Origin of the sequence: Paraburkholderia sp. XV (genome assembly GCF_020177535.1) — a bacterium.
Classification (GTDB): domain Bacteria; phylum Pseudomonadota; class Gammaproteobacteria; order Burkholderiales; family Burkholderiaceae; genus Paraburkholderia; species Paraburkholderia caribensis.
Map to the genome: position 1 here is coordinate 16,032 of NZ_JAGUUD010000026.1, position 24,205 is coordinate 40,236.

19 protein-coding genes are annotated in these 24,205 nt (G+C 63.5%); 5 read left to right on the plus strand and 14 right to left on the minus strand.

Annotation, left to right across the window (positions count from 1 at the left end):
• Positions 1-185: 185 nt before the first annotated feature.
• Positions 186-1,784, plus strand: a complete 1,599-nt coding sequence (locus KFO72_RS15470; protein WP_060601479.1) for an L-lactate permease — start codon at positions 186-188, stop codon at positions 1,782-1,784.
• 130 nt (positions 1,785-1,914) lie between these two features.
• Entirely contained in the window at positions 1,915-2,889 is a 975-nt protein-coding gene (locus KFO72_RS15475) for a DMT family transporter (RefSeq protein ID WP_176054234.1), read from the plus strand.
• Positions 2,890-3,542: 653 nt separating this feature from the next.
• Here the strand turns inward: KFO72_RS15475 and bamC are convergent.
• The gene (bamC, locus tag KFO72_RS15480; RefSeq protein ID WP_054934320.1) at positions 3,543-4,766 is read right to left on the minus strand and encodes an outer membrane protein assembly factor BamC; all 1,224 of its coding nucleotides are present in this window, start codon (positions 4,764-4,766) and stop codon (positions 3,543-3,545) included.
• A gap of 488 nt (positions 4,767-5,254) precedes the next feature.
• Between bamC and KFO72_RS15485 the strand changes: the two genes are divergently transcribed.
• Complete coding sequence (locus tag KFO72_RS15485; protein WP_225032498.1) at positions 5,255-5,734, plus strand: DUF2844 domain-containing protein; 480 nt, start codon at positions 5,255-5,257, stop codon at positions 5,732-5,734.
• An 11-nt stretch (positions 5,735-5,745) separates the two neighbouring features.
• Complete coding sequence (locus tag KFO72_RS15490) at positions 5,746-7,065, plus strand: DUF3443 domain-containing protein (protein ID WP_054934318.1); 1,320 nt, start codon at positions 5,746-5,748, stop codon at positions 7,063-7,065.
• A gap of 88 nt (positions 7,066-7,153) precedes the next feature.
• Here KFO72_RS15490 and KFO72_RS15495 read toward each other — a convergent pair whose 3' ends face one another.
• The 11 genes from KFO72_RS15495 to KFO72_RS15545 form a co-directional block, all read right to left on the minus strand.
• Positions 7,154-9,259: a YadA family autotransporter adhesin gene (locus tag KFO72_RS15495; protein WP_225032499.1), complete on the minus strand. Its 2,106-nt coding sequence runs from the start codon at positions 9,257-9,259 to the stop codon at positions 7,154-7,156.
• A gap of 490 nt (positions 9,260-9,749) precedes the next feature.
• On the minus strand, positions 9,750-9,980 hold the full coding sequence (locus tag KFO72_RS15500; RefSeq protein ID WP_035990479.1) for a hypothetical protein: 231 nt from the start codon (positions 9,978-9,980) through the stop codon (positions 9,750-9,752).
• Positions 9,981-10,075: 95 nt separating this feature from the next.
• Positions 10,076-10,525 carry a hypothetical protein gene (locus tag KFO72_RS15505; protein WP_054934333.1) on the minus strand — a complete coding sequence of 150 codons (450 nt, stop codon included), beginning with the start codon at positions 10,523-10,525 and terminating at the stop codon, positions 10,076-10,078.
• Between the two features lie 126 nt (positions 10,526-10,651).
• Positions 10,652-11,419 carry an amino acid ABC transporter ATP-binding protein gene (locus KFO72_RS15510; protein ID WP_035990474.1) on the minus strand — a complete coding sequence of 256 codons (768 nt, stop codon included), beginning with the start codon at positions 11,417-11,419 and terminating at the stop codon, positions 10,652-10,654.
• A 3-nt stretch (positions 11,420-11,422) separates the two neighbouring features.
• Positions 11,423-12,100 (minus strand): amino acid ABC transporter permease, encoded by a 678-nt coding sequence (locus tag KFO72_RS15515; protein ID WP_054934313.1) that lies wholly within the window; start codon positions 12,098-12,100, stop codon positions 11,423-11,425.
• 21 nt (positions 12,101-12,121) lie between these two features.
• Positions 12,122-12,904 carry an amino acid ABC transporter substrate-binding protein gene (locus KFO72_RS15520; protein WP_054934312.1) on the minus strand — a complete coding sequence of 261 codons (783 nt, stop codon included), beginning with the start codon at positions 12,902-12,904 and terminating at the stop codon, positions 12,122-12,124.
• Between the two features lie 336 nt (positions 12,905-13,240).
• Positions 13,241-14,692 (minus strand): dihydropyrimidinase, encoded by a 1,452-nt coding sequence (hydA, locus tag KFO72_RS15525; protein ID WP_054934311.1) that lies wholly within the window; start codon positions 14,690-14,692, stop codon positions 13,241-13,243.
• Between the two features lie 38 nt (positions 14,693-14,730).
• Positions 14,731-16,230: an NCS1 family nucleobase:cation symporter-1 gene (locus tag KFO72_RS15530; protein ID WP_225032500.1), complete on the minus strand. Its 1,500-nt coding sequence runs from the start codon at positions 16,228-16,230 to the stop codon at positions 14,731-14,733.
• A 39-nt stretch (positions 16,231-16,269) separates the two neighbouring features.
• The gene (preA, locus tag KFO72_RS15535; RefSeq protein ID WP_054934309.1) at positions 16,270-17,583 is read right to left on the minus strand and encodes an NAD-dependent dihydropyrimidine dehydrogenase subunit PreA; all 1,314 of its coding nucleotides are present in this window, start codon (positions 17,581-17,583) and stop codon (positions 16,270-16,272) included.
• Between the two features lie 61 nt (positions 17,584-17,644).
• Complete coding sequence (locus KFO72_RS15540; RefSeq protein ID WP_225032501.1) at positions 17,645-18,994, minus strand: NAD(P)-dependent oxidoreductase; 1,350 nt, start codon at positions 18,992-18,994, stop codon at positions 17,645-17,647.
• 107 nt (positions 18,995-19,101) lie between these two features.
• Complete coding sequence (locus KFO72_RS15545; protein WP_225032502.1) at positions 19,102-20,379, minus strand: Zn-dependent hydrolase; 1,278 nt, start codon at positions 20,377-20,379, stop codon at positions 19,102-19,104.
• A 369-nt stretch (positions 20,380-20,748) separates the two neighbouring features.
• On the opposite strand from KFO72_RS15545, the gene KFO72_RS15550 reads away from it, so the two are divergent.
• Complete coding sequence (locus KFO72_RS15550; RefSeq protein ID WP_107202193.1) at positions 20,749-21,471, plus strand: TetR/AcrR family transcriptional regulator; 723 nt, start codon at positions 20,749-20,751, stop codon at positions 21,469-21,471.
• A 13-nt stretch (positions 21,472-21,484) separates the two neighbouring features.
• Here the strand turns inward: KFO72_RS15550 and boxA are convergent, their stop codons facing one another.
• Both boxA and boxB read right to left on the minus strand, forming a co-directional pair.
• Positions 21,485-22,735: a benzoyl-CoA 2,3-epoxidase subunit BoxA gene (gene boxA / locus KFO72_RS15555; protein ID WP_176054231.1), complete on the minus strand. Its 1,251-nt coding sequence runs from the start codon at positions 22,733-22,735 to the stop codon at positions 21,485-21,487.
• A gap of 39 nt (positions 22,736-22,774) precedes the next feature.
• On the minus strand, positions 22,775-24,202 hold the full coding sequence (boxB, locus tag KFO72_RS15560) for a benzoyl-CoA 2,3-epoxidase subunit BoxB (RefSeq protein WP_060601509.1): 1,428 nt from the start codon (positions 24,200-24,202) through the stop codon (positions 22,775-22,777).
• Positions 24,203-24,205: the final 3 nt, after the last annotated feature.

A 24,205-nucleotide genomic window follows, 5' to 3' on the forward strand; every position in this document is an offset into this window, starting at 1 on the left:
GGAATCGCCAGCGCTCTATGCTGGCGGTTGCTTCTGCAACATCTGTTTAATTGCGTGATCCGACGTCGCGCGTACTCCTGCCTCCCTATTTGCGCGCGCTACGCCGCTTTCATCCGTCCAGCCCTGCCGCTTCGCCGCGTAGGTCCAGTCTCCGCGTCGAATCGAACAACGATCATGGAGACGTGATGTTCCACCAGTTTCTGACTCCCATCGGCAATTCGCTGTTGCCCTCGTTCCTCGTTGCCGCATTGCCCATTCTCGTCGTGCTGGTGCTGCTCGGCTGGGCACGTCGTCCGGCGTGGCAGGCTTCGCTGGCCGGCCTCGTCGTCGGATTGCTGATTGCGATCGTCGGCTGGCACTTTCCCGTCGGCCTCGCGCTCGATTCCGTCGCGGCGGGCGCGGTGTTCGCCTGCTGGCCCGTGATGTGGATCGTCGTCACCGCGATCCTGCTCTACAACATCGCACAGCATTCGGGCCGCTTCGCCGCTTTCCGCATGTGGATGATCGACAATCTGCCCAACGACCGGCGCATCGTGCTGGTCGTGATCGGCTTTTCGTTCGGCGCGCTGTTCGAGGGCATTTCGGGCTTCGGCACGCCGATCGCGATCACCAGTTCGCTGCTGATCCTGCTGGGCTTCCCGCCGCTCGAAGCGCTGACCTTCACGCTGATCTTCAACACGGCGCCCGTGGCATTCGGCGCGCTCGGCGTGCCCATCACGGTGCTCGGCGCAGTCACCCACCTGCCCACCGACGCGCTCGCCAAAATGGTCGGCCGCCAGTTGCCGTTCTTCGCGCTGCTGCTGCCGTTCTACGTGATCGGCGTGTATGCCGGCTTTCGCAACATGCTGCGCGTGTGGCCCGTGCTGCTGGTGTCGGGCGGCAGCTTCGCGCTGACGCAGTTCTTCACGTCGAACTTCATCAACTACAGTTTGACGGACGTGCTGTCGTCGCTGGTTTCGCTGATCCTGACAATTGCCTTCCTGCGCGTCTGGCGGCCCGCCGCCGATCCCGCGTTCGCCGTCAACGTCGATCGCGTGAACGAGACGCGCGGCAAGATCACGGGCGCGGAAGGCTGGTATCCGTGGCTGATCGTGTCGGCTGTCGTAATCATCTGGACGATCGCGAAGATCTTCATGATCGGCGACGTGAAAGTGCCTTGGCCGGGTCTCGACAAGGCTGTCTTCATCACGCTGTACAACGCGCCGTACGGCGCGATCTGGGACTTCCAGCCGCTCGCGACAGGCACCGCGATTCTCGTCGCGGCGATCATCACGGCGTTCGTCGTCAAGCTGAAACCCGGCGACTTCGGCCGGGCGATCGTCGATACATGGGTGCAGACGCGCATCGCCATTCTGACGGTGGCGACCATCGTCGGCCTCGCGTACCTGATGAACTATTCGGGCATGAACTACACGCTGGGTCTCGGCGTGGCGTCCGTAGGCGCGTTCTTCCCGCTGGTGTCGGCATTCCTCGGCTGGGTCGCCGTGTTCCTGTCGGGCAGCGATACGTCGGGCAACGCGCTGTTCGGCAACCTGCAGGTGGTCGCCGCAAATCAGCTGAACCTGAACCCGGTGCTGATGGCCGCGACCAACTCGTCGGGCGGTGTGATGGGCAAGATGATCTCGCCGCAAAACATTGCCACGGGCGTCGCGACGACCGATCTCAAGGGCAAGGAAGGCTATGTGTTCGCGAAGACCTTCAAGCATTCGATGCTGCTGACCGTCCTGCTCGGCATTCTCGTGTGGCTGCAGCAGAACGTGCTGCAATGGATGATTCCGCACTGACGCCTGTGATATGGCAACGCGGTCGCGACACGCTTCGCGCCCGCGTGATAGCGCCGATTCCTGACGGCGAATTGTCGATTCTTGCTGTTTCATCTCAACGTGAAACGACGCGCGTAATCCCGGTGTTAGCATGCGTACGCATCGCGACTCAACTGCGCGCGACACCTTCACGATGAATCCAGTCAACATCTTCCAGCTTCTCATCCTCGCCGCACTCTGGGGCGCGTCGTTCCTGTTCATTCGCGTCGGCGTGAGCGACTTCGGCGTCGCGCCGCTGATGGCGCTGCGTGTGGGCATCGGCGCGCTGTTCCTGCTGGCCGTGCTCGTCGCGCGGCGACCGTTGCGCGAGTCGGCAGCGACGTTGCGCACGCGCGCACTGCCGTTGCTCGTCGTCGGCATTCTCAATTCGGCCGCGCCGTTCTGCCTGTTCGCGTATGCGGAGATCACGCTGTCGGCGGGCGTCACGTCCGTGATCAACGCCACCACGCCGCTGTGGGGCGCGGTCGTCGCCTTCCTGTGGCTCAAGGACCGTCTGAGCGTGCTGCGTACTGTCGGTCTCGCGATCGGTTTCGCGGGCGTGCTGATGCTCGTCTGGGATCAGATCGCCACGCCGGGCGGCGCGAACATTTCGCCTGCGACGACGGCGCTCGCGGCCGCCGCCGCGCTCGGCGCGACGCTGCTATACGGCATCGCCGCCAGCTACACGAAAAAGCATCTGACGGGCGTCGACGCGCTGACGGTCGCGACGGGCACGATGATCGGCGCGACGATCGTGCTGTTGCCGCTCGCCGTGTCGTCGTGGCCCGCCGCTGCGCCGTCCATGAAGGCGTGGGGCTCGGTGATCGCGATGGGCGTCGCGTGCACGGGCATCGCCTACATGCTGTTCTTCCATCTGATCGCCGTCGCCGGTCCCGCGCGTGCGATCACTGTGACGTTCGTGATCCCCATCTTCGGCATCCTGTGGGGCGCACTGTTTCTCAGCGAGCATGTGTCGATGGGCATGCTCACGGGCTGCGCGGTGATTCTCATCGGCACCGCGCTCGCGACGGGTGTCATCAAGCGGATTCCTGGCTTTGGCGGACGCCGCGTGAGCGAGCGCTGCTGATTCGCCGACCAACCCTGCGTTGGACCTGCTGGTAACGCTAGCGGCAACACAAAAAATGGCCCGCGCTCCAATCATGGAGCGCGGGCGAAACCGCCGCCCTACGAGGATAGGCGACGGGGCCACCGAGACGGGCGCGCCCAGACGCCCGTCCATATCCCGCGATAAGCAGATCGATGCGCAGCGGGCGCAAAGCCTGAGCAAGTTCACGGTCACGCTTTCCGCGAATTCCGTTGCCTCAGGCTCAATCTCGGGGCAATTAAAAGCAGCTAGCGTGCCAAACACGCGCGCCGCAGCTTGTCTCGCGCAAACGCTTGATAGGGTGTGGAGAATCGAAAGGGAAAGCGTTGCCGGCCGCCGTGTGCGGCGCGTGTTACGGCGTAACGTCACGTTACGTGCCGGCGCGACGGGTGCGGCTCAGCGTTGTCATGGTCAATGGGTGTTGCGCTGTCCGTGAAGTCCGCGCCGCGCCACGCAGCACATCACAGCAAGCAATCAGGCTCACAATCCACATCCGGCAAGGCATGACGTCGGACCGGCTCATTCTTTGAATGTTGGCCTGATCGACAACGCGACGGCGATAAAAAAGCCCGCGTGACGATATCCGTCACGCGGGCTTTTTTTAGGCGGCCGCGCGCGGGGCGCAGCCATCGGCGTCAATGCAGCTGATCGACCATCAGCGACATGATCTGCTTTGCTTGCGGCGACGAATCGACATCGCCCTTGTCGTCGACGACGGCGACGCGCGTCTGGTTCGGCGTCACCGCGCGCACGTTCACGCGATACTGCTTGGCGACCTTCTCCTTGCGGCCGTGGAACACCTGGCTCCAGAAGCCCTGCTCGGCCGACGTCATGTCCTTCGGGTCGACATAGCGGACAAAGTAGAGGCCGCGCGTGAGATCGCGGTCGTCGACCGTAAAATTGCTGCGGTCGAGTGCGAGACCGACGCGCAGCCATGCGCGGTCATACGGCTCGCCAAGCGTCAGCTCGGTCGACGAGAACTGCGCCGACGTATCCGCCGACGACGGATCGCGCATGGGCGTCTGTCCGGCCAGCGCGACGTTCTGCGCAGCCGTTGCGGCCGCCGCCGATTTCGCGCCGCTCGTCGCCGCATTGGGCGCCGTTTGCGAGCCGGCCGGCGATACATCTGCCGCCGCATTCGCGGTACGCGTGCCCGTGTCGTTCTTGGCGAGCGTCGCCATCAGGCGCTTCAGGTATTCGGTTTCGAGCGCGGGATCATTCGGCTTCGGTTCCCACTTGCTGGTGTCGTTGTTCACGCCGCTGAGCGCTTCGCGCAGGCCCTTCTGGCTGATGAACACATACGTGCCGCCGTTCGGCGCCGCTTCCAGACGGGTGCGGTATTTGTTGCGCTCGGCCGTCACGTACGAGTTGCCCATCGCCTTCGACAGCGTGCTGCGGATCAGGCCGTCGTTGATGGACGGATGCGTTTCGTTCCAGTCCGTCTCCATCACGCCCTTGTCGCGCTGGTCGACGACGAGCAGAAAGCCCTGCTCCTGCCAGAAACGGCGGATTTGCGGCCACGCCTTGTCCGGGCTCTGATTGTCGAGGACGAGCCAGCTTTCCGTGCCGTCGCGCTGGATGTGCATGCCGGCGACGGCGGGTGCGACCACTGCCGTGTTCGGCGCATCGCTTTGCACCTGCTGCAACGTGGACAACGAGGTCTGACCGCTTTGCGGCGGCAGCGAACGCTGGTCCGCGGTTTCCTCGAGCATGTTCGGCGGAACAGCGAGTGACACTTCCTTCGATTTCGAGTCGCTCTTGTAGTCGATCTTGGTCGGCGACGACGTGCCGCAGCCGGCGACCAGACCGCCTGCCATCAGCAATGCTGCAAACCGCTTGGTAAGACGAAGTTCAGTCATGTTCCAGGAATCCTTCCTATAAGCCACGGAAGCCACGGCAAGTCCGTGGACTAACCCATCATTTTACCGGCCCGGCGACGCGAAGTGCAAAAAGCGCGGCTTACCGCGCCTCATTTAGCCTTTCGGTCGAGGCCCGATTGACCCGTCCGCTCGCTTGCGACGGGTGTTCGAATGACGAACTTTCGCGTAGGGGCCCCGCGCCGCAAAAAAACCGCACGCATCATCTCACAATGAGCCGGGAAGTCTCCATTTTGGCCAGGTCTTCGGCTCGGTATTTAACGTTTCGCCACAGTGTTTTGCGCGGCTGGGAGGCTCGATCGCCTTGCGCTATGTCATTGATTTCTATGAATGAAATGTGCGCGGTCGAGAGGTCGTATGGCGAGGCACGCACGTAACGTTTCTGCGCTCGCAAATCGCATCTCAAAACCTCGGTGTTATCTTGAAATGACGATCTCAAAAATAAATCCGAGGGTCCGAGGGAGTTGCACATGTCGTTCACCACTACTCATCCGGCGACCGCCATCGCCGCATCCGTCGTATTCGCCCTGTGCGCTAACGGACTCGCTACCGAGGACGCACGCGCCCAGCTCGGCGGCACGATGCCCGCGTCCCAGGTCACCGGCAATCCGGCACAGCGGGTGTTGCCGGGCAGCGCGGTGCGGGTACGCTCGACCGTCGATGCAGGCGGCACGACCATCAACGAGTATGCAACGGGCGACGGTTTGATCTTCGCCTACGCGTGGCAAGGCCCGACCATGCCGGATCTCACGCGAATGCTAGGCCCGTATGCCGAGCGTTATCGCGCGCGGGCAGCGGCGCAGTTCGACGCGACGGGACATCTTCATGCATCGCGCGTCGAGCAAGCGGACGTCATCGTTGAATCGGGCGGACAGATGCGCAGTTATGTCGGTCGGGCGTGGCTGCCGGCGGCCCTTCCAGCCGACGTTTCGCTCGCCGATCTGCGCTGACGGGATGTCCCATGAATACCGTACTAATAGACGCAGCTCGCTTTGCGCAGGGCACGATCGTCGCGCTCGCCACACTGGTCATGGTAGCGGGATGCGGCGGCGGTGGTTCCAGCACGACGAACACCGCCGGGAATTCGCCCCAGTCGACACCCGCTTCGCCTGGCGCGACGGCCAGCAGCCCGGCATCGGGCAGCGTGCCCGCGCCCGCGAGCGCGCCCGTCGCGACAGTGCCGCAATCGACGATCCCCAATGTTCACCCCGTCGTCGTCACGTCGACGCCCACGCAGACCCGCAACATGCTCACGACGAGCGTGACGGTATGCGTGCCCGGCACGTCGAATTGCGTGACGATCGACAACGTGCAGGTGGATACGGGTTCGCAGGGCCTGCGCGTGCTTGCCTCACAATTGCCGGCGAGCCTGGTGCTGCCAGCCGTGCCCGCCACACCACCGGCGGGCACGGCAAACACGGTCAATGGGGAATGCAGCGTGTTTGGAACGGGCTTCACCTGGGGCGCCGTGCGCACCGCCGATGTCCGCATGGCCAGCCAGCTCGCGCCCGGCATCCCGATCCAGGTAATCGCCGATCCTTCCGTCCCGACGGTGCCCTCCGATTGCGCCGCTTCGGGCCTGCCAATGATGACGCCCAGCGCGCTGCGCGTGAACGGCATTCTTGGCGTCGGCCTGTTTTCCGCCGATTGCGGCGGCGGCTGTATCTCGTCGGCCTTGCCCCGTTGGTATTACGCGTGCGACTCGACGGGCTCGTGCACATCGACCAGACAGCCCCTTGCTCAACAGGTGGCCAACCCCATCAGCCAGTTTGCGCTCGACAACAACGGCATCGTGCTCGACCTGCCCGCCGTGGGGCCGAACGGCGCGGCGACGTTGAATGGATCGATGATTTTCGGCATTGGCACGCAGGCCAACAACACGCTCGGCAACGCGACTGTGCTGAAGGCCAACACGACGAGTGGCTATGTGACAACCTCCCTCAACGGACAACCCTATTCACAAAGCTTTTTCGACAGCGGTTCGAACGGCCTGTTCTTCCCGAGCACGACACTCGCGCGTTGCGGCTTCTGGTGGTGCCCCGCGTCGACGCAATCGATGACGGCGACGGTGACGGGCACCAACGGTGCATCGGCTTCACCGGGATTTTCGATCGCCAACGCGCAAGCGCTGTTCGCCACCCAAAACAATGCCTTCAATAACCTTGGCGGCCCCTCGAACGCGTTCGACTGGGGGCTGCCGTTCTTCTTCGGACGGCGGGTCTACACTGCGATCGAATCGCGCCTGACTTCCGCCGGCAAGGGACCGTTCTACGCGTTCTGAACCTTCCGCTCAGGCGCGGTAATGAACGGTCGTGTCGCGGTGGATGGCACGGTGTCAAAGAAACGGACCCCGTGCCAGATCACCGGCGTCAGTTGCCGAGCACGATGCCGACACCAGCACGCACAATCGTGCTGTTACTGCCCGACGACGCTACGCCAGCATTGAGGTTGATCGTCCCCTTCTCGTTCCAGCGCGACACGCCCAACCCGAATGCGGCCTGGCCGCGATAGCCGGCGACACCAGCGTTGAGCGTCGTGCGTCCGGGCAGATACGGCGTAACGATCTGCAAGGCAGAAGCGGAGGCAATGCCTTTTCGCGTGCTTCGGTCGAGATCGTTGATCGACTGATAGGTCTGGTCGACAGCCGTATTCAACTGGTTCAGGTTGACCGCGTCCGTGCCGAGCGTGCCGGGCGCGACGTTGACGATCTGCCGCTCGCTGCCGGCCTGACCCACCGAGACGGTATTCGCCCGATCCGCAACCGAGCCTGCCCCGAGCGCAACCGAACCGCTGGCGGTGGCCTGGCTCCCCGCGCCAAACGCCGACGCGTTCGCGCCACTGACGACGGCCTGCGCGCCGATGGCCGTCGCCGCGGCGGAATTGGCTCGCGCGCCGCCGCCGATCGCAGTTGCCTGATCGCCATTAGCGAGCGCGGCTGCGCCTACCGCCGTAGCATGGGTACCTGTCGCGGACGCGGCTTCCGTCGCGGCATCTCCATTCGCGCTCACGAATGGCGTGGACGCCGTTTGAACGTTGATGACGCTGTTCAGTGCGTCGTTCAACTGACTGAGGTTGACGGCGTCGCCAGCAAGCACGCCATTCGCCAGATTGTGAATGACAGTGCCGCCCGCCACGCCTTGCCCGAGCGTCACGCTCGCGTAATCGACCTGGCCGCCCGCGTTGTCATAGACCACCGCGCTCGCCATATGACCATTGCCGTCAACCAGCCCCGCCTGCTTCAACTGGGCGACGTTGACTGCGTCGGTGTCGGCCGTACCTGCGGCGACATGCGTGATCTGCCGCTCGTTACCCGCCGATCCCACCGACACCGAATTGGCGCGATCCACCACCGCGTTCGAACCGAGCGCGACCGAATTCGAAAACGCAGCCTGCGCGCCGCCGCCGATCGCGACGGACTCCACGCCTGTTGCCAGCGAGTCGGCAAGTGTCGAATTGGCATGGAAGTAGCGCGGTTCCACGCCGTTGTTGATCACGTTGCCGAGTGCGATGTTGAGGTCATTGATCGCGCTGGTGTTGGTCGTCACCCGGGTATCGAGATTGCCGAGCGCGTCGCCGACATTGCGAAACACGCTGCCGCCGACGCGGTAGGTCGGTGCCACGACCGTGCCATCGGGAGACACCGACGCGCCGCCACCGAGTGCCGACGCAACACTTGCGCTCAGCCCGTACAGTTGGCTACCGTTGATCGCGTCGCGGCTGGCAGCATCGACAGCACCGTTGGCCACGTTGCCGAGCCGCACGGGCGCACTTGCCGTCACACCGCCCAGCGTGACGGCGTCGTGCGCGGGCGAGTCGTACATGACGGCATCGGCCAGACCCGACGACACAGCATCCCGCAATTGACCGACGTTGACCGCGTCCGTGGTGGCCGTGCCCGCTGCGACATTGACGATCTGGCGTTGCAGCGTTGCATTGCCCACCGACACCGTGTTCGCCCGGTCAGCCTTCGCGTTCGCGCCCAACGCGACAGCGTTGTCCACGAGGACGACGCTGTTCGCCCCCAGCGCCAGGCTGTCTGTGGCGTTCGAACCGGTGAAGGCGTTGAAGCCGAAAGCGAGCGAGCGCTGCCCCGTCGCAACTGAAAACGAACCGAGCCCGAGCGAGTCGCTGCCGTCCGCCGCCGCCATATAGCCGATCGACACCGCCCGGTCCGCATTGAAGCCTGTCGACGCGCCATAGCCGATCACCGTCGAGTTCATAGCCAATGCTGCCGACAGCGAGCCGACCGCAGTTGATCCGGTGCGCGCCGCGCCCGCCCCTGCTCCGACGGCCAGCGCGTTGTCGCCCCACGCATCCGCGGACGGCCCAATGGCCATTGTGTTCAGGGTGTTCGCGGCCGTGGTGGGCGCGCCCGTCATGACGTTATTGCTCACCGCGATGTAGTCGGTGACGGGAGCAGCGCGCGCCGCCAGCGGCGCCCCTACCATCGTGCCGACACTGATCGCGACGGCCACCCCTGCATACCCGCGGCGGTCGAAGCGCCCTTTCCCGCGGCGAACCGGCGAAGAAGCCCGCTCACGTCCAACATCTGTTCCACTTTGCAAATTGCTCATCCAAAACCTTGGTACGAGTAACAACCTCTCCCCTAGAACGCGGCAACGTACGGGGCGTGGCGCATTTGCTTCGCATACCGAATCAATGTAATTACAGTATTCGAGAAACAGTTGCGCCTACGCGTCCGCACGGATGCCTCCTACGTACCGCCACTTCTTCGATGTCGGTTACGACAGGCAAATCCTACGGAGACGCTTCATCCGTCAATACAAGAAAACTCCCAAAGTCGGAATTATTCGATGGGGGGACGCGACGCGCGTCGAGCGGCCACGCCAGCCGCACGACGCGAGTCCGATGATCAGCAAGGGAAAGTGAGCAAACCGGCCTGACGAAAACCGGCGAGAGAGAAGCGGGGTTACGCGCCCCAATGGCGATGAAACCTAGCCCGCCCTACGAGCCGCCGCCCGCCAGCACCTGTTCGAGCGCCATAGAACGTGCGGCTTCCTCGGCTGCTTCAGGGGTATCGAACACGCTGCCGGACACATGGACCTGATGCCATTCGGGTTTATCGGCGGCGTCGCGGAAGATACGAAAGCGCGCGCAGTAGCCGCGCGGCGTGACGGGCACTACGTCGATATCGACGGATGCGCCTTCAATCTGATGTCTGACGAAGCCGTCCATGCTGCCCTCCTGACATCTGCGTTGCACGCGGAAATCCTAGCATGGCGGGAGTGCGTGCGTTGCAGCATGGCCGAACTGCGGAGGGACCGCCCGCATCACTCGTCGGCGTGCGATCCGTCGTCCGGCGAGGTGTCTTTCGCGAGGCGTGCCGGCGCCAGCCAGCGGAACCCGCTCTGCTGGCCGTTGGCGTCGTACGTGCACTCGGCTGCGGCGGGCACCGCTGTCGTTGGCGGCTGAGTCCTGGCGATCGCGGCCACGACGGGCGCAAGCAGCCCGGCTTCCAGGATATTGGTGTTGGGCGGCTTGGCGACGGCGGCTTCCGAAGCCGTCTGCGGATGCACGAGCGTGCCTTCGACGACCACGCGGCTGCCATGAATGCCCGAACCGGCGTGCACCACCTTTAACGTGTCGCTGCCTGAAAGCTCGCTCGCCGACTGCCGCATGGTCTGCTCGCATGCGCTCGTGTTTTTATACACGTCCGCGCAACCCGCGGACAAAGCGGCGGCAACCATGCAGCAGGCGATAACAGGCGTACGGGTCTTCATCGATCTTCCATCATTCGGGGCGACGGCCATTGTAGCGTAGCTGTCCGCAGCCGGCATGAAGCGCGGGCGCCACAACGAAACAAGGGCGCCCGCAGGCGCCCTTGCAGCGATGCATCGAGCCCGCGTTCAGTCTTCCCAGCTATCGGGCAGGCTCTGCGTGAGCGTCGACACGAAGCTCGCAGTTTCCGGCTGCTTCGGCCGCGTGAAGATGTCGCGCGAATGACCCTGCTCGACGATCGAGCCGTTGCTCAGAAACACGACATTGCGCGCGATCGATGCCGCAAGCCGCAAGTCATGCGTCGCCATCAGCATCGTCATGCCTTCCTTCGCGAGCTGGCGCAGCACTTCCACCACTTCGGCGGCAAGGCCCGGATCGAGCGCGGAGGTCGGCTCGTCGCACAGCAGCACTTCCGGCGAAGGCGCAAGCGCCCGCGCAATCGCGACGCGCTGCTGCTGGCCGCCCGACAGCGTGACCGGCCACGCATCGGCCTTATGCGCGATACCGACCTTTTCCAGCAGTTCGAGCGCGCGCACCCGCGCGCGTTCGCGATCCCACTTCTGCACGGTGAGCAGCCCTTCCATCACGTTCTCGATCACCGTGCGATGCGGGAACAGCTGGAAGTTCTGGAACACCATGCCCGTGCGGCGGCGAATCGCCAGCACTGCTTCTTTCGACGGCTTCTCCGTGCGGCTGAACTGGATGCGCTGGTCGCCGAGTTCGAGCGAGCCGGCTTCGGGAATTTCGAGCAGGTTCACGCAGCGCAGCAGCGTGCTCTTGCCGCTGCCCGAAGGCCCGATCAGCGCCGTCACGTTGCCTTGCGCGAGCGCGAGATCGACGCTGTTCAGCACGCGATGATCGCCGAAATACTTTTCGATTTTTTCGAGGCGGATCATCGTTCAGTTACCCGATGTGAAAAGCGCGTGACGGCCGAAGCGGCGTTCGAGGCGCACCTGCGCGGACGACAGCACCGAACTGAACACCAGATAGATCAGCGCGGCTTCCGTATAGAGGATCAGCGGCTCGTAAGTCACCGAGGCAATACGCTGCGCGGCCTGGAAAATTTCCGGCACGGTCAGCACGGCGGCTAGCGACGTGTCCTTCACGAGCGCGATAAACGAGTTCGACAGCGGCGGCAACGCGACGCGCGCCGCCTGCGGCAGGATCGCGCGGCGCAGCGCCTGGCCGCGCGTCATGCCCATCGAATACGCGGCTTCCCACTGGCCTTTCGGGATCGACTCGATCACGCCGCGTATCACTTCCGAGTTATACGCGCCGACGTTCAGCGAGAAGCCGATGATGGCCGCCGTCAGCGGATCGAGCACGATCCCCACGTTCGGCAGGCCATAGAAGATGACGAACAGCTGGACCAGCAGCGGCGAGCCGCGAAACAGCCACACGTAGAACCGCACGACCGCCACCGACCAACCCGGCCCGAACAGCCGGATCAGCGCGACGACGAACGCGAGCACGATGCCGATCGCAAACGACACGAGCGTCAACGGCACGGTGAATACGAGGCCCGCGTACAGCAGCGGCCACAGCGATTCACCCATCAGGTGCAACCATGCAGGCATGATTCAGACTCGCCTTATCGCTTACTTGGAAACGTCTTTGCCGAAGTACTTTTCGGAGATCTTCGCGTACGTGCCGTCGGCCTTGATCTCGGCCAGCGCCTTGTTGATGGCGGCCTGCAGTTCAGGATTGCCCTTGCGGATCAGCACGGCCGAATGGTCCGAACTGTCCGACGAGGTATCGATGGCGGCGATCTTCACCTTCGCATCCGGCTTGTGCTTCTTGAAGTCGAGGAACGACAGCGAGTCGTTGACCGTCGCGTCGACGCGGCCCGATGTCAGCAGGTCGATCGATTCGTTGAAGCCCTGCACGGGGATCACTTCGGCGCCGTGCGAGGCGGCGATCTTGCCGAAATTGCTGGTCAGCGTGTTGGCCGACTTCTTGCCCTTCAGGTCGTCGAAATTCTTGATCGTGGTGTTGTTCGAGGCCACGATCAGCGCCGCGTGCGACACGATGTACGGGTCCGAGAAGTCGTACTTCTGCTTGCGCGCGTCGGTCACGGCCACTTCGTTGATGACCGCGTCGTAGCGGTTCGCGTCGAGACCGGCGATCAGGCCGTCCCATTTGCCTTCGACGAACTCTGCCTTCACGCCCAGCTTGGCCGCGATCGCGCGGGCAATATCGACGTCGAAGCCCGTCAACTGGTTCGACGAGTCGTGGTACGTGAACGGCGCATACGTGCCTTCCGTGCCGACCTTGAAGGCGCCGGCGGACTTGATCCTGGCGAGGTCGTCAGCGGCGAATGCGGCCGTCGCCGTTGCGACTTGCAACAGGCCGATCAGCAGAAGGGATCGAATCGACTTCATAGAGTGTGCTCCGAGGTTCGTTTTGTCCGGTTTTGCGCGTTGTCTGCAGGAACACCCGTCCGGCAGCGTGGGCGGACTGTAGCAAACGGCCCTTATTTCCACAACGCATTTGAAGGCTTATATATATGCCGGACGGGAATAACCGGGCCGAAATATTGGGGTTGGGCAATGCGGGAGTATACGGTGGCAGGCCAAACCCCTGCAGGCCATGGGGCCTTACGCATGCCTGCAACGCGGCGCGAAAGCATACCCGAAAACGAAAACGGCCGCTCCCGCTGCGAAAATGCGGGGCGGCCGCGTGTGCTGCGACGCGAAGAGGCGGCTGCGGCAACGCCGCTACCGCTCGACGGGATGCGGCTCCTTCAGTTTGTTCGCGACCCGCACGGCGTCGTAATAGGCGGCGTTCGGCGGACGCTTCAGATATTGGCCCGCGCCGCGTTGCGCGCGCAGATCGCCGTCGGCCCACGCATGCGCGCCGCGCGTGAACGTGTGCATTGCCACGCCCTGCACCGTCATCCCTTCGAACACGTTGAAGTCGACCTTCTGATGATGGGTCTTCACCGAGATCGTCCTGGTCGCGGCCGGGTCCCAGATGACGAGATCCGCATCCGCGCCGACCTGCACCGCACCCTTGCGCGGGTACAGGTTGAAAATCTGCGCGGCGTTCGCCGACGTGATGCGCACGAACTCGTTCGGCGTGATGCGCCCCTGGTTCACACCCTCATGCCACAACACCGACATCCGGTCCTCGACGCCGCCGCAGCCGTTCGGAATCTTCGTGAAGTCGTCGCGGCCCATCGCTTTCTGCGACGCGCAGAATACGCAGTGGTCGGTGGCCGTGGTGTGCAGCTGGCCTGATTGCAGCCCGCGCCACAACGCCTCGCGATGCTCGCTCGTGCGGAACGGCGGGCTCATCACGTGCGCGGCGGCGCGCGTCCAGTCGGGATCGCGATACACCGATTCGTCGATCACCAGATGGCCCGGCAACACTTCGCCGAACACGCGCTGCCCTTCGTTGCGCGCACGCGAAATCGCCTCGACGGCCTCTTTCGACGACACATGCACGATATACACGGGCACGCCGAGCACCTGCGCAATACGGATCGCGCGATTCGCGGCCTCCCCTTCCACTTCGGGCGGACGCGACAACGGATGCGCCTCCGGTCCCTTGAAGCCCTTCGCGAGCAACTGTTTCTGCAACTGGAATACGAGTTCGCCGTTTTCCGCATGCACGGTCGGCAGCGCGCCGAGTTCGAGCGACCGCGAGAAGCTGTTCACGAGAACTTCGTCGTCGGCCATGATCGCGTTCTTGTAGGCCATGAAGTGCTTGAAGCTCGACACGCCATGCTCGTGCACGAGCGTACCCATGTCGCGATACACGGAATCGTCCCACCATGTCACGGCCACATGAAAGCCGTAGTCTGACGACGCCTTCTCGGCCCAGCCGCGCCATTCCCTGAACGCATCCATCAGCGGCTGCTTCGGGCTGGGAATCACGAAGTCGATGATGCTCGTCGTGCCGCCCGACAGGCCCGCCGCCGTGCCCGTATAGAAGTCGTCGCTGGCCGTCGTGCCCATGAAGGGCAGCTCCATATGCGTGTGCGGATCGATGCCGCCCGGCATCACGTACTGATCGTGCGCATCGACGATGTTCGCGCCCGCGGGCGGATCGATCGTGCGTTCGATCTGCAGGATCGTGCCGCCGTCCTGCGGGTCCGCGATCAGCACGTCGGCTCTGTGCGTGCGGTCCGAATCGATTACCGTGCCGCCGCGAATCAGGGTTGTCATCGGTTGCCTCCTCTATTAATTCGTCAGAACCGCGTGTTTTACGCGCTCGCCATGCTCGCGCCGGGACTGCGGCGCATCTTCATCCACGTGCCGTACACAATGGATGCGAGCGCCAGTCCCACGAACCATGCGTACGTGTAAAGCGTGTTGAAGAACGCAGGCACGTTCGGGAACGATGCGGGAAACGCGGTATGCAGAAAGCCCGGCAGATTCGGCAGCACGCCGATCACGAGCGCCACGACAGCGGCGATGTTCCAGCCGCCCGTGTAGCTGTATTCGCCGTTCTCGTCGAACAGTTCGCGCTGGTCGAGCCGCGTGCCGCGAATGAAGAAGTAGTCGACCATCAGGATGCCCGCAACAGGCCCGAGCAAGGCCGAATAACCCACTAGCCACGTGAAAATATAGCCCTGCGTAGTTGCGAGAATCTTCCACGGCATCATCACGATGGCGATGGTCGCGGTAATCATCCCGCCCGCGCGATATGAAATACCCTTCGGCCACACGCTCGAAAAGTCATACGCGGGGCCGACCAGGTTGGCCGCGAGGTTGCAGCACATCGTATCGAGCGTGAGGATGATCAGCGCGACGCCGACGCCGATGCCCGTCATGCGGCTGGTCAGATCGATCGGGTCCCAGATTGCCTTGCCGTAAATCACGACCGTCGCCGACGTGACGACCACCGAGATCACCGACAGCAACGCCATCGGCACAGGCAGCCCGATCGACTGGCCGACGATCTGGTCGCGCTGCGTCTTCGCAAAGCGCGTGAAGTCGGGAATGTTGAGCGCAAGCGTCGCCCAGAAGCCGACCATTGCCGTGAGGCCCGGCCAGAACGTGACCCAGAACAGCCCTTCTTTCTTGCCGCCCGGCGCGAATTGCGAAGGCGCCGACAGCATTGAGCCGACACCGCCCGCTTTCGACGTCGCCCACCAGACCAGCGCGATGCACATCACGACCTTGATCGGCGCGGACCAGCTTTCGAGCCAGCGAATCGAGTCGGTGCCGTGCACGATGAAGTAGATCTGCAGGGCCCAGAACGCGAGGAAGCACGCAAGCTGCCCGATCGAGATGTCGAGAAACGGCAGCGCCGCGCCGTGCAGCGCGTTGCCCGTCAGGATATTGAGCAGCGTATAGATCGCGCTGCCGCCGAGCCATGTCTGGATGCCGTACCACCCACACGCGACGATCGCGCGCAACATCGCGGGCAGTTTCGCGCCCTGCGTGCCGAACGACGATCTCACCAGCACCGCGTACGGAATGCCGTGCTTCGCGCCCGCGTGGCCGATCAGCAGCATCGGCACCAGCACGATCAGGTTGCCGAGCAATACCGTCAACACCGCCTGCCACGGCGACATGCCCTCTTCCGTCAAACCGGCCGCCAGCATGTACGACGCGATGTTCATCACCATGCCGACCCATAACGCGGCGAAGTGATACCACTTCCACGTGCGCTGCGCGGGGCCCGTCGGCGCAAGGTCTTCGTTGTAGAGACTGCTGCCGGCGTGAGTCGCATCGGCGGATTGCGCTGTCTGCTTCATCGATGGATCTCCACTTGACCGCTCGTTGATTGTTGAAGTTCAGGCCGCTTTGACCGCGTGTTCCTGCGCGTGCGTTTTTTCAGGTGCGTCTGCAACGACTCGCGCCGGATTGTTCGGATGCGTGGTCCAGTTCGCGTACTCGCCGCTGTCGACACGCTCCATCGTGATGCATTGCTCGACGGGACACACATGCATGCAAAGATTGCACCCAACGCATTCCGCATCGACCACTTCGAAATGACGCTTGCCGTCCTTCTCGCGCGTGATCGCCTGATGCGATGTGTCTTCGCAGGCGATGTGACAGAGGCCGCACTGGATGCACTTGTCCTGATCGATGCGGGCCTTGATGTCGTACTTCATGTTCAGATACTTCCAGTCCGTGACATTCGGCACCGCGCGGCCGCGAATGTCGTCGAGCGTCGCGTAGCCTTTTTCGTCCATCCAGTTCGACAGGCCGTCCGCGAGATCGGAGACGATGCGAAAACCATAGTGCATGGCGGCCGTACACACCTGCACGCTGCCCGCGCCGAGCACCATGAACTCGGCCGCGTCGCGCCACGACGAAATGCCGCCGATACCGGAGATCGGCAGATTCGGCGTTTCAGGGTCGCGCGCGATCTCGGCGACCATGTTCAACGCGATCGGCTTCACGGCCGGGCCGCAGTAGCCGCCGTGCGTGCCCTTGCCGTCGACGGTCGGCATCGGCGCCATCTGGTCGAGATCGACGGCGACGATCGAGTTGATCGTGTTGATCAGCGACACGCCGTCCGCGCCGCCCTTGAAGGCCGCGCGCGAGCCCATGCGAATGTCGCTGATGTTCGGCGTGAGCTTGACGAGGCAGGGCAGCTTCGAGCCTTCCTTCACCCAGCGCGTGACCATCTCGATGTACTCCGGCACCTGACCGACTGCGGAGCCCATGCCGCGTTCGCTCATGCCGTGCGGACAGCCGAAGTTGAGTTCGACGGCATCGGCGCCCGTGTCTTCGACGAGCGGCAGAATCCATTTCCAGTCGCGCTCGTTGCACGGCACCATCAGCGAGACGATCATCGCGCGGTCGGGCCAGTCGCGCTTGACCTGCGTGATTTCACGCAGATTGACGTCGAGCGGCCGGTCGGTGATCAGCTCGATGTTGTTCAGGCCCGCGATACGCTGACCGTTCCATTGCACCGCGCCGTAACGCGAACTGACGTTGACCACATGCGGGTCGAGCCCAAGCGTCTTCCATACGACGCCGCCCCAGCCCGCTTCGAATGCGCGGTTCACGTTATAGGCTTTGTCGGTCGGTGGCGCAGACGCGAGCCAGAAAGGATTCGGCGACGTGATGCCGGCAATCGTGCAGCGAAGATCAGCCATGTTCGGCTCCGTGGGGATTCGGTTTTGTCGTTTTCGCGTGATGCGTGCTTGCGTTCTCGCTTCAGGCCGCTTTGACGGCAGCGAGCGCGAATGCGGCGTCGATCGATGCCGCCGCGAGCTTGCCGTCCTGCACCGCCTGCACGGTCAGATCGATGCCGCCCGATGCCGCGCAATCGCCGCCCGCCCAGACCTTGTCCAGCGACGTGCGCAGGTCCGCGTCGACCGCGATGCGGCTTTGATCGAGCGTCAACAGTTCGTGATCGAGCCCGACGCTCACGAGCGTCTGACCGATTGCCTTGAGCACCATGTCGGCTTCGAGCGTGAAACGCTCGGCGCTGCCATCGCTCGCCGTGCGCTCGAACTCCACGCCCGTCACATTTCCGTCGCTGCCCGTCAATCGCACGGGCAGCGCATGCGTGACGAGCGTCACGCCCTGCGTCTGCGCGAAATCGCGCTCGGCCCACGTCGCGCTCATCGACTCGACGCCGCGCCGGTACACCATCGTGACGCTCGTCGCGCCGAGCTTGCGGCTTTGCACGGCAGCATCGACAGCCGTATTGCCGCCGCCGATCACGATCACGCGGCGACCCACGGGCACGGTCGCGAGATCGCTCGCCTGACGTACCTGCTCGATGAAATCGACGGCGTTCATCACGCCGTTCAGCGCTTCGCCTTCGAGTGCGAGCGCGCGCACGCCTGCAAGGCCGATCGAAAGAAACACCGCGTCGTGTTGTTGACGCAGTAAATCGAGCGACATGTCATGTCCCAGCGTCATGCCCGTCTTCAATTCAATGCCGCCTACCGACAACAGCCACTGCACTTCGCGCTGCGCGAAGTCATCGACCGTTTTGTATGCGGCAATGCCGTATTCGTTGAGGCCGCCGCCTTTGTCGTGCGCGTCGTAAATCGTCACGCGATGACCCGCCACGGCGAGACGATGCGCGCATGCCAGCCCCGCCGGACCCGCGCCGACGACGGCCACATGCCGCCCGCTTTCCGGCGCGCGCGTGAACTTCACGGCATCGCGCGCCATTGCCCAGTCGGTTGCATGACGCTGCAATGCGCCAATCGCGACGGGCTTCGCATCCTGGTGATTGCGCACGCATGCGCCTTCGCAAAGAATTTCGGTCGGGCACACGCGCGAGCACATGCCGCCTAATGGATTCGCCGACAGAATATCGGTGGCGGCGCCCTTCAGATTGCCATTGCCGATCTTGCGGATGAAGCTCGGAATGTCGATTTGCGTGGGACACGCCTGCACGCACGGCGCGTCGTAGCAGTAATGACAGCGGCTCGCGGCCGCGGCCGCGGCAGTGGGATCGAGCAGCGGCGCAATGTCGGCGAATTCGCATGAAAGCTGTTCGGACGACAGGCGCTGTGCCGCGATGTCGCCCGTTTGCCTGATAGCCATAGCTATTCCTTGATCAAAGTGAGGACGTAGCCGTGCCTGCCGGCTTCGCGTGAGCGAAGCCGGGACGGCGTGTTGTGTGGGACCAGCGTTACAGCGCGATCAGCCTCTTACGATGCCGGTTCGCATGCGCGCTCCAGCATCGCGTGCAGCAACACGTTCGCGCCCGCTTCAATCCACTCGGGCGTTGCGTCTTCGATTTCGTTGTGACTGATGCCGTCCACGCACGGCACGAACACCATCGATGTCGGCGCCACCTGCGACAGATAGCACGCGTCGTGGCCCGCGCCCGACACCATGTCGCGATGCGGATAGCCGAATCGCTCGGCGGCGGCGCGCACGGAATTCACGCATGCCGCGTCGAACCTGACGGGCTCGTAGTAGAAGATCTGTTCGAGCTGTGTTTCGAGGCCAATGCCGCCCGCGATCTTCGCCACGCCTTCGCGCAGCGCGGCGTCCATCTTGGCGAGCACGGCATCATCGGGATGACGGAAATCGACGGTGAAAAATACGCGGCCCGGAATCACGTTGCGCGAGTTCGGATGCACCTGCATCATGCCGACCGTCGCGCAGGCGAGCGGCGCATGATCGAGCCCGATACGGTTGACGAGATCCACCACGCGCGCCGCGCCGAGCAACGCATCCTTGCGGCGCGGCATCGGCGTCGGGCCGGCGTGCGCCTCCTGGCCCGTCAGCGTGATTTCGTACCAGCGTTGCCCTTGCGCATCGGTGACGACGCCAATCGTCTTGTCTTCCGCTTCGAGTATCGGCCCCTGTTCGATGTGCAATTCGAACGCGGCATGGAGCGGCCGGCCGCCGCACGGCACATCGCCCGCATAGCCGATGCGCTTCAGTTCCTCGCCGATCGTCTTGCCGTCGACGTCCTTGCGCGACAGACCATAGTCGAGCGTGAACACGCCGGCGAACACGCCGGACGCCACCATCGCGGGCGCGAAGCGCGAGCCTTCTTCGTTGGTCCAGATCACGACTTCGATCGGATGCTCGGTTTCGATGCCGCGATCGTTGAGGCTACGGATCACTTCGAGACCGCCCAGCACGCCGTAGATGCCATCGAAGCGGCCGCCTGTCGGTTGCGAGTCCGCGTGCGAGCCCGTCATCACGGGCAGCGCATTCGGGTTCACGCCCGCGCGCCGCATGAACACATTGCCCATCTGATCGACGCTGATCGTGCAACCTGCTTCCTTCGCCCAGCTGACGATCAGGTCGCGCCCCTCCTTGTCGAGATCGGTCAGCGCGAGGCGGCAGACACCGCCCTTCTGCGTCGCGCCGATCTTCGCCATCGTCATCAGGCTGTCCCACAGACGTTTGCCGTTGACGGTGATCGACGTATCGAGTCCTCGCTTCAACGCTTCGGATACCGCATTCATTCGTCTTGCTCCTCTGGATCAACCCGCTTTGCAGTTCAACCGCGAGCGGCTTTGCTTGCGCTCGCGACGAAGTGAAACTGGTGCATCGGCGGTGCGTTCGAATTCGCTTTGGGGCACGCATGCACAGCATGCGTGCAGGTCTTTCAAGCCCGCGTTCTAGCGGTAAACCCTCGATACCGGCCGCTTCGCGAATCCTGTCCGATTGGACAGGTTGTAGCCGATTAAAAACATCAAATCAATGTCTTTCGTGCGGACAGGAACAGATGAACCTGAGAGCGAGAACCATGCCATTGCAACGCAGCATGACCTTTCCGCACGCGCAATGAAACGGTGCATACGTTGATGTCGATCGCGACACGAGCGGCTAGAATGAAGCGCGACGCGGCACAAAGGCTAACGATGAGACACGACGACACAATAGTGAGCGAGACCGGAAACGACGAAGCGCCCGCACCTTTGCGGCGGCGCAAGGCTCATATTCGTGAGAGCAATGAAGCGCATCTGCTGGCCTGTGCGGAAGCCGTTTTTGCGGAGCGCGGTTTCGAAGGCGCCAGCACGGCGATGATCGCGGAACGCGCTGGCCTACCGAAAGCCAACGTCCACTACTATTTTCCGACCAAGCTGGCGCTCTACCGGCGCGTGCTCGAAGACCTGTTCGAAGACTGGCATCGGGCGGCGAATACCTTCGAAGGCAGCGACGATCCCGTCGAGGCAATCGGCGGCTATGTGCGCGCGAAGATGGCGTTGTCGCGGAGGCGGCCGCTCGGCTCGAAGGTGTGGGCGAACGAGATCATTCACGGCGCGGACCACATGCTCGACATTCTCGAGCAGCGCGTGAAGCCGTGGCTGGATACGCGCGTGACCGTCATCGACGACTGGATCGCGCGCGGCCTGCTCGCGAATGTCGATGCGCAAACGCTGATGTATATGATCTGGGCCACAACGCAGCACTACGCGGATTTCGACGCGCAGATACGCGCGCTGGGCGGCAAGCGCGCATTGTCGCAAAAGGCCTTCGACGCAACCACGGAGCAGGTCGTGCAGCTCGTGATTCGCGCGTGCGGGGCGAGGTCTCCGTCGAAGAAGAGCTGAGGGCCCCGCGCGCTCAGTATGTTTCCAGGTGCAGGCGCCCTTCGCGCTTGAGCCGCTGCCACAGCACGTCCCAGTCGAGACCATGCTGATCGGCGATGTCCTTCAGCGACTGCAACACGCCGTCTTCCATCCCTTTCAGTCCGCACACGTAGAGGTAGGTATTCTCGTCGCGCAGCAGCTGCGCAACGTCGGCGGCACGCTCGCGCATGGCATCCTGCACGTAGCGCTTCGGCTCGCCCGGCGTGCGTGAAAACGCGAGATTCGTGTCGATGAAGTCTTTCGGCAGATTCGTCAACGGTCCGAAATAAGGCAACTCTTCTTTCGTGCGCGCGCCGAAGAACAGCATCAGCTTGCCCGTTGCGCCCTTCAGCCTGCGCCTGCGCCGGTACTCGGTCATCGCGCGCATCGGTGCGGAACCCGTGCCTGTGCAGATCATCAGCAGATGCGAGTTCGGATGGTTGGGCATCAGGAACGTGCTGCCGAACGGGCCGATCACGTTGACCACGTCACCCTTCTTCAGGTCGCACAGATAGTTCGAGCACACGCCGTTCGTTGGGTCGCCCCGATAGTCCTGGGTGACACGCTTCACGGTCAGCGAGACATTGTTGTAGCCGGGCCGCTCGCCGTCGCGCGGACTGGCAATCGAGTACTGCCGCGCATGATGCGTGCGTCCATCGGCGGCGCTGCCCGGCGGCAGAATGCCGATCGACTGCCCCTCCAGTACAGGGAACGGCATCGAGCCGAAATCGAGCACGATGTGATGGATATCGCTTTGCGTCGTCTCGTCCGTCAGCCGGTAGTTGCCGACGACCGTGGCCGTCGTCGGGTTCTTGTGCGTGTACAGATTCACGTAAGGACGCGCGGCCGACCACGGCGGCACCACGGCGCCGCGCACCGTATCGACGTCGATGCCTTGCGCTTCGCTGGTCATGTCGCCGCTCGCGGCGTTTTCTTGCACCGGTGTTTCCGTCGACGACGGCAACGCCATCGTGCCCTGCTCCGGCAACACGTCCCACGTGTATTGCTCATCGATGCTGTAGGCGTCTGCCTTCAGCACCGAGCGCCAGTTGTCGATCGCGCCCGTCGGGCACGGCGGCACGCATGCCATGCAGCCGTTGCACACGTCCGGCATCACGACGTAATTCGTGCCGTCGTGCGTGATCGCATCGATCGGACAGGTCTCTTCGCAGGTATTGCAGCGAATGCAGATCTCCGGATCGATCAGGTGCTGCCTGAGAATGTCGACCGGTACGGGCGCGTTCATGATGGTTCCGCCTTTTGCTGACGTTGCGTTCCGTTGCGTTCAGTTGAAGCGCACGTATTCGAAGTCGACGGGCTGGCGATTGATGCCCATCGCGGGCGGCGCGATCCAGTTCGCAAACTTGCCGGCCTCGACGACGCGCCCCATCAGCGAGGCGACGAACGCGCGATCTTCCGCACCCGGCAGCCATGTCGCTTCGTTCGCGGCCCATTCGGTTTCGCTGATCACGCGGCCATCGGGCGACACGCGCGTGCCCGCAAACGTGCCGATCTGCCGGTTGAACGCCTTGTGCGGCACAGTCAGGCGAAAATCGATACCGGCCTTCTCGAGCACCTTGTTCCAGCGTCCGACACCCGCCACGGAATCCTTGATGTAGTCGTCGCGCAGCACTTCGTTCATGGCGTTGAGCATCGGCACCTCGCGCTCGACCAGCTTGCCGTCCGCGACGTCGAGCAGCTTGTAGCTCTGGCCGTTCAGTTGATGATCGTCGTCGCGCTTCGTTTCCTCGTAGCGGCCCTTGAGGCCCGAGCTGTAGAACGTCGCGGCATTCGACGAATGATCCGCGCCGAACAGGTCGATCGTCACCGAGTAGTGGAAGTTCAGATAGCGCTGGATGGTGGGCAGATCGATCACGCCCGCTGCGCGAATCCTGCTTGCGTCGTCCGTCTTCAGTTCGTTCATCACCTGCGCGGTGCGCTGCACGACACGCGACACGCCCGATTCGCCGACGAACATGTGATGCGCTTCTTCCGTCAGCATGAACCTGGTGGTGCGCGCGAGGGGATCGAAGCCGGATTCGGCGAGCGCGCTCAACTGGAACTTGCCGTCGCGGTCCGTGAAGTACGTGAACATGTAGAACGCGAGCCAGTCGGGCGTTTTCTCGTTGAACGCGCCGAGAATGCGCGGGTTGTCGTCGTCACCCGAGCGGCGGCCCAGCAGCGCTTCCGCTTCCTCGCGCCCGTCGCGGCCGAAATGGCGATGCAGCAGATACACCATCGCCCACAGATGCCGGCCTTCTTCGACGTTCACCTGAAAGAGATTGCGCAGGTCGTACATCGACGGCGCCGTCAGACCGAGGTGACGCTGCTGTTCGACGGAAGCAGGCTCCGTATCGCCTTGCGTGACGATGATGCGGCGCAGATTCGCGCGATGCTCGCCGGGCACGTCCTGCCACGCCGCTTCGCCCTTGTGCTCGCCGAAGTTGATCTTGCGATCCTGATCACCAGGCGCGAGAAAAATGCCCCAGCGATAGTCGGGCATTTTCACATAGTCGAAATGCGCCCAGCCGCCGGGATCGACGCTGGTCGCCGTGCGCAGATAGACATCGAAATCATGCGAGCCGTCGGGGCCCATGTCACCCCACCATGACAGGAAGTTCGGCTGCCATTGTTCGAGAGCGCGTTGCAGCGTGCGGTCGTCGGCGAGGTTGACGTTGTTCGGAATCTTGTCGGTGTAATTGATCGTGGACATGTC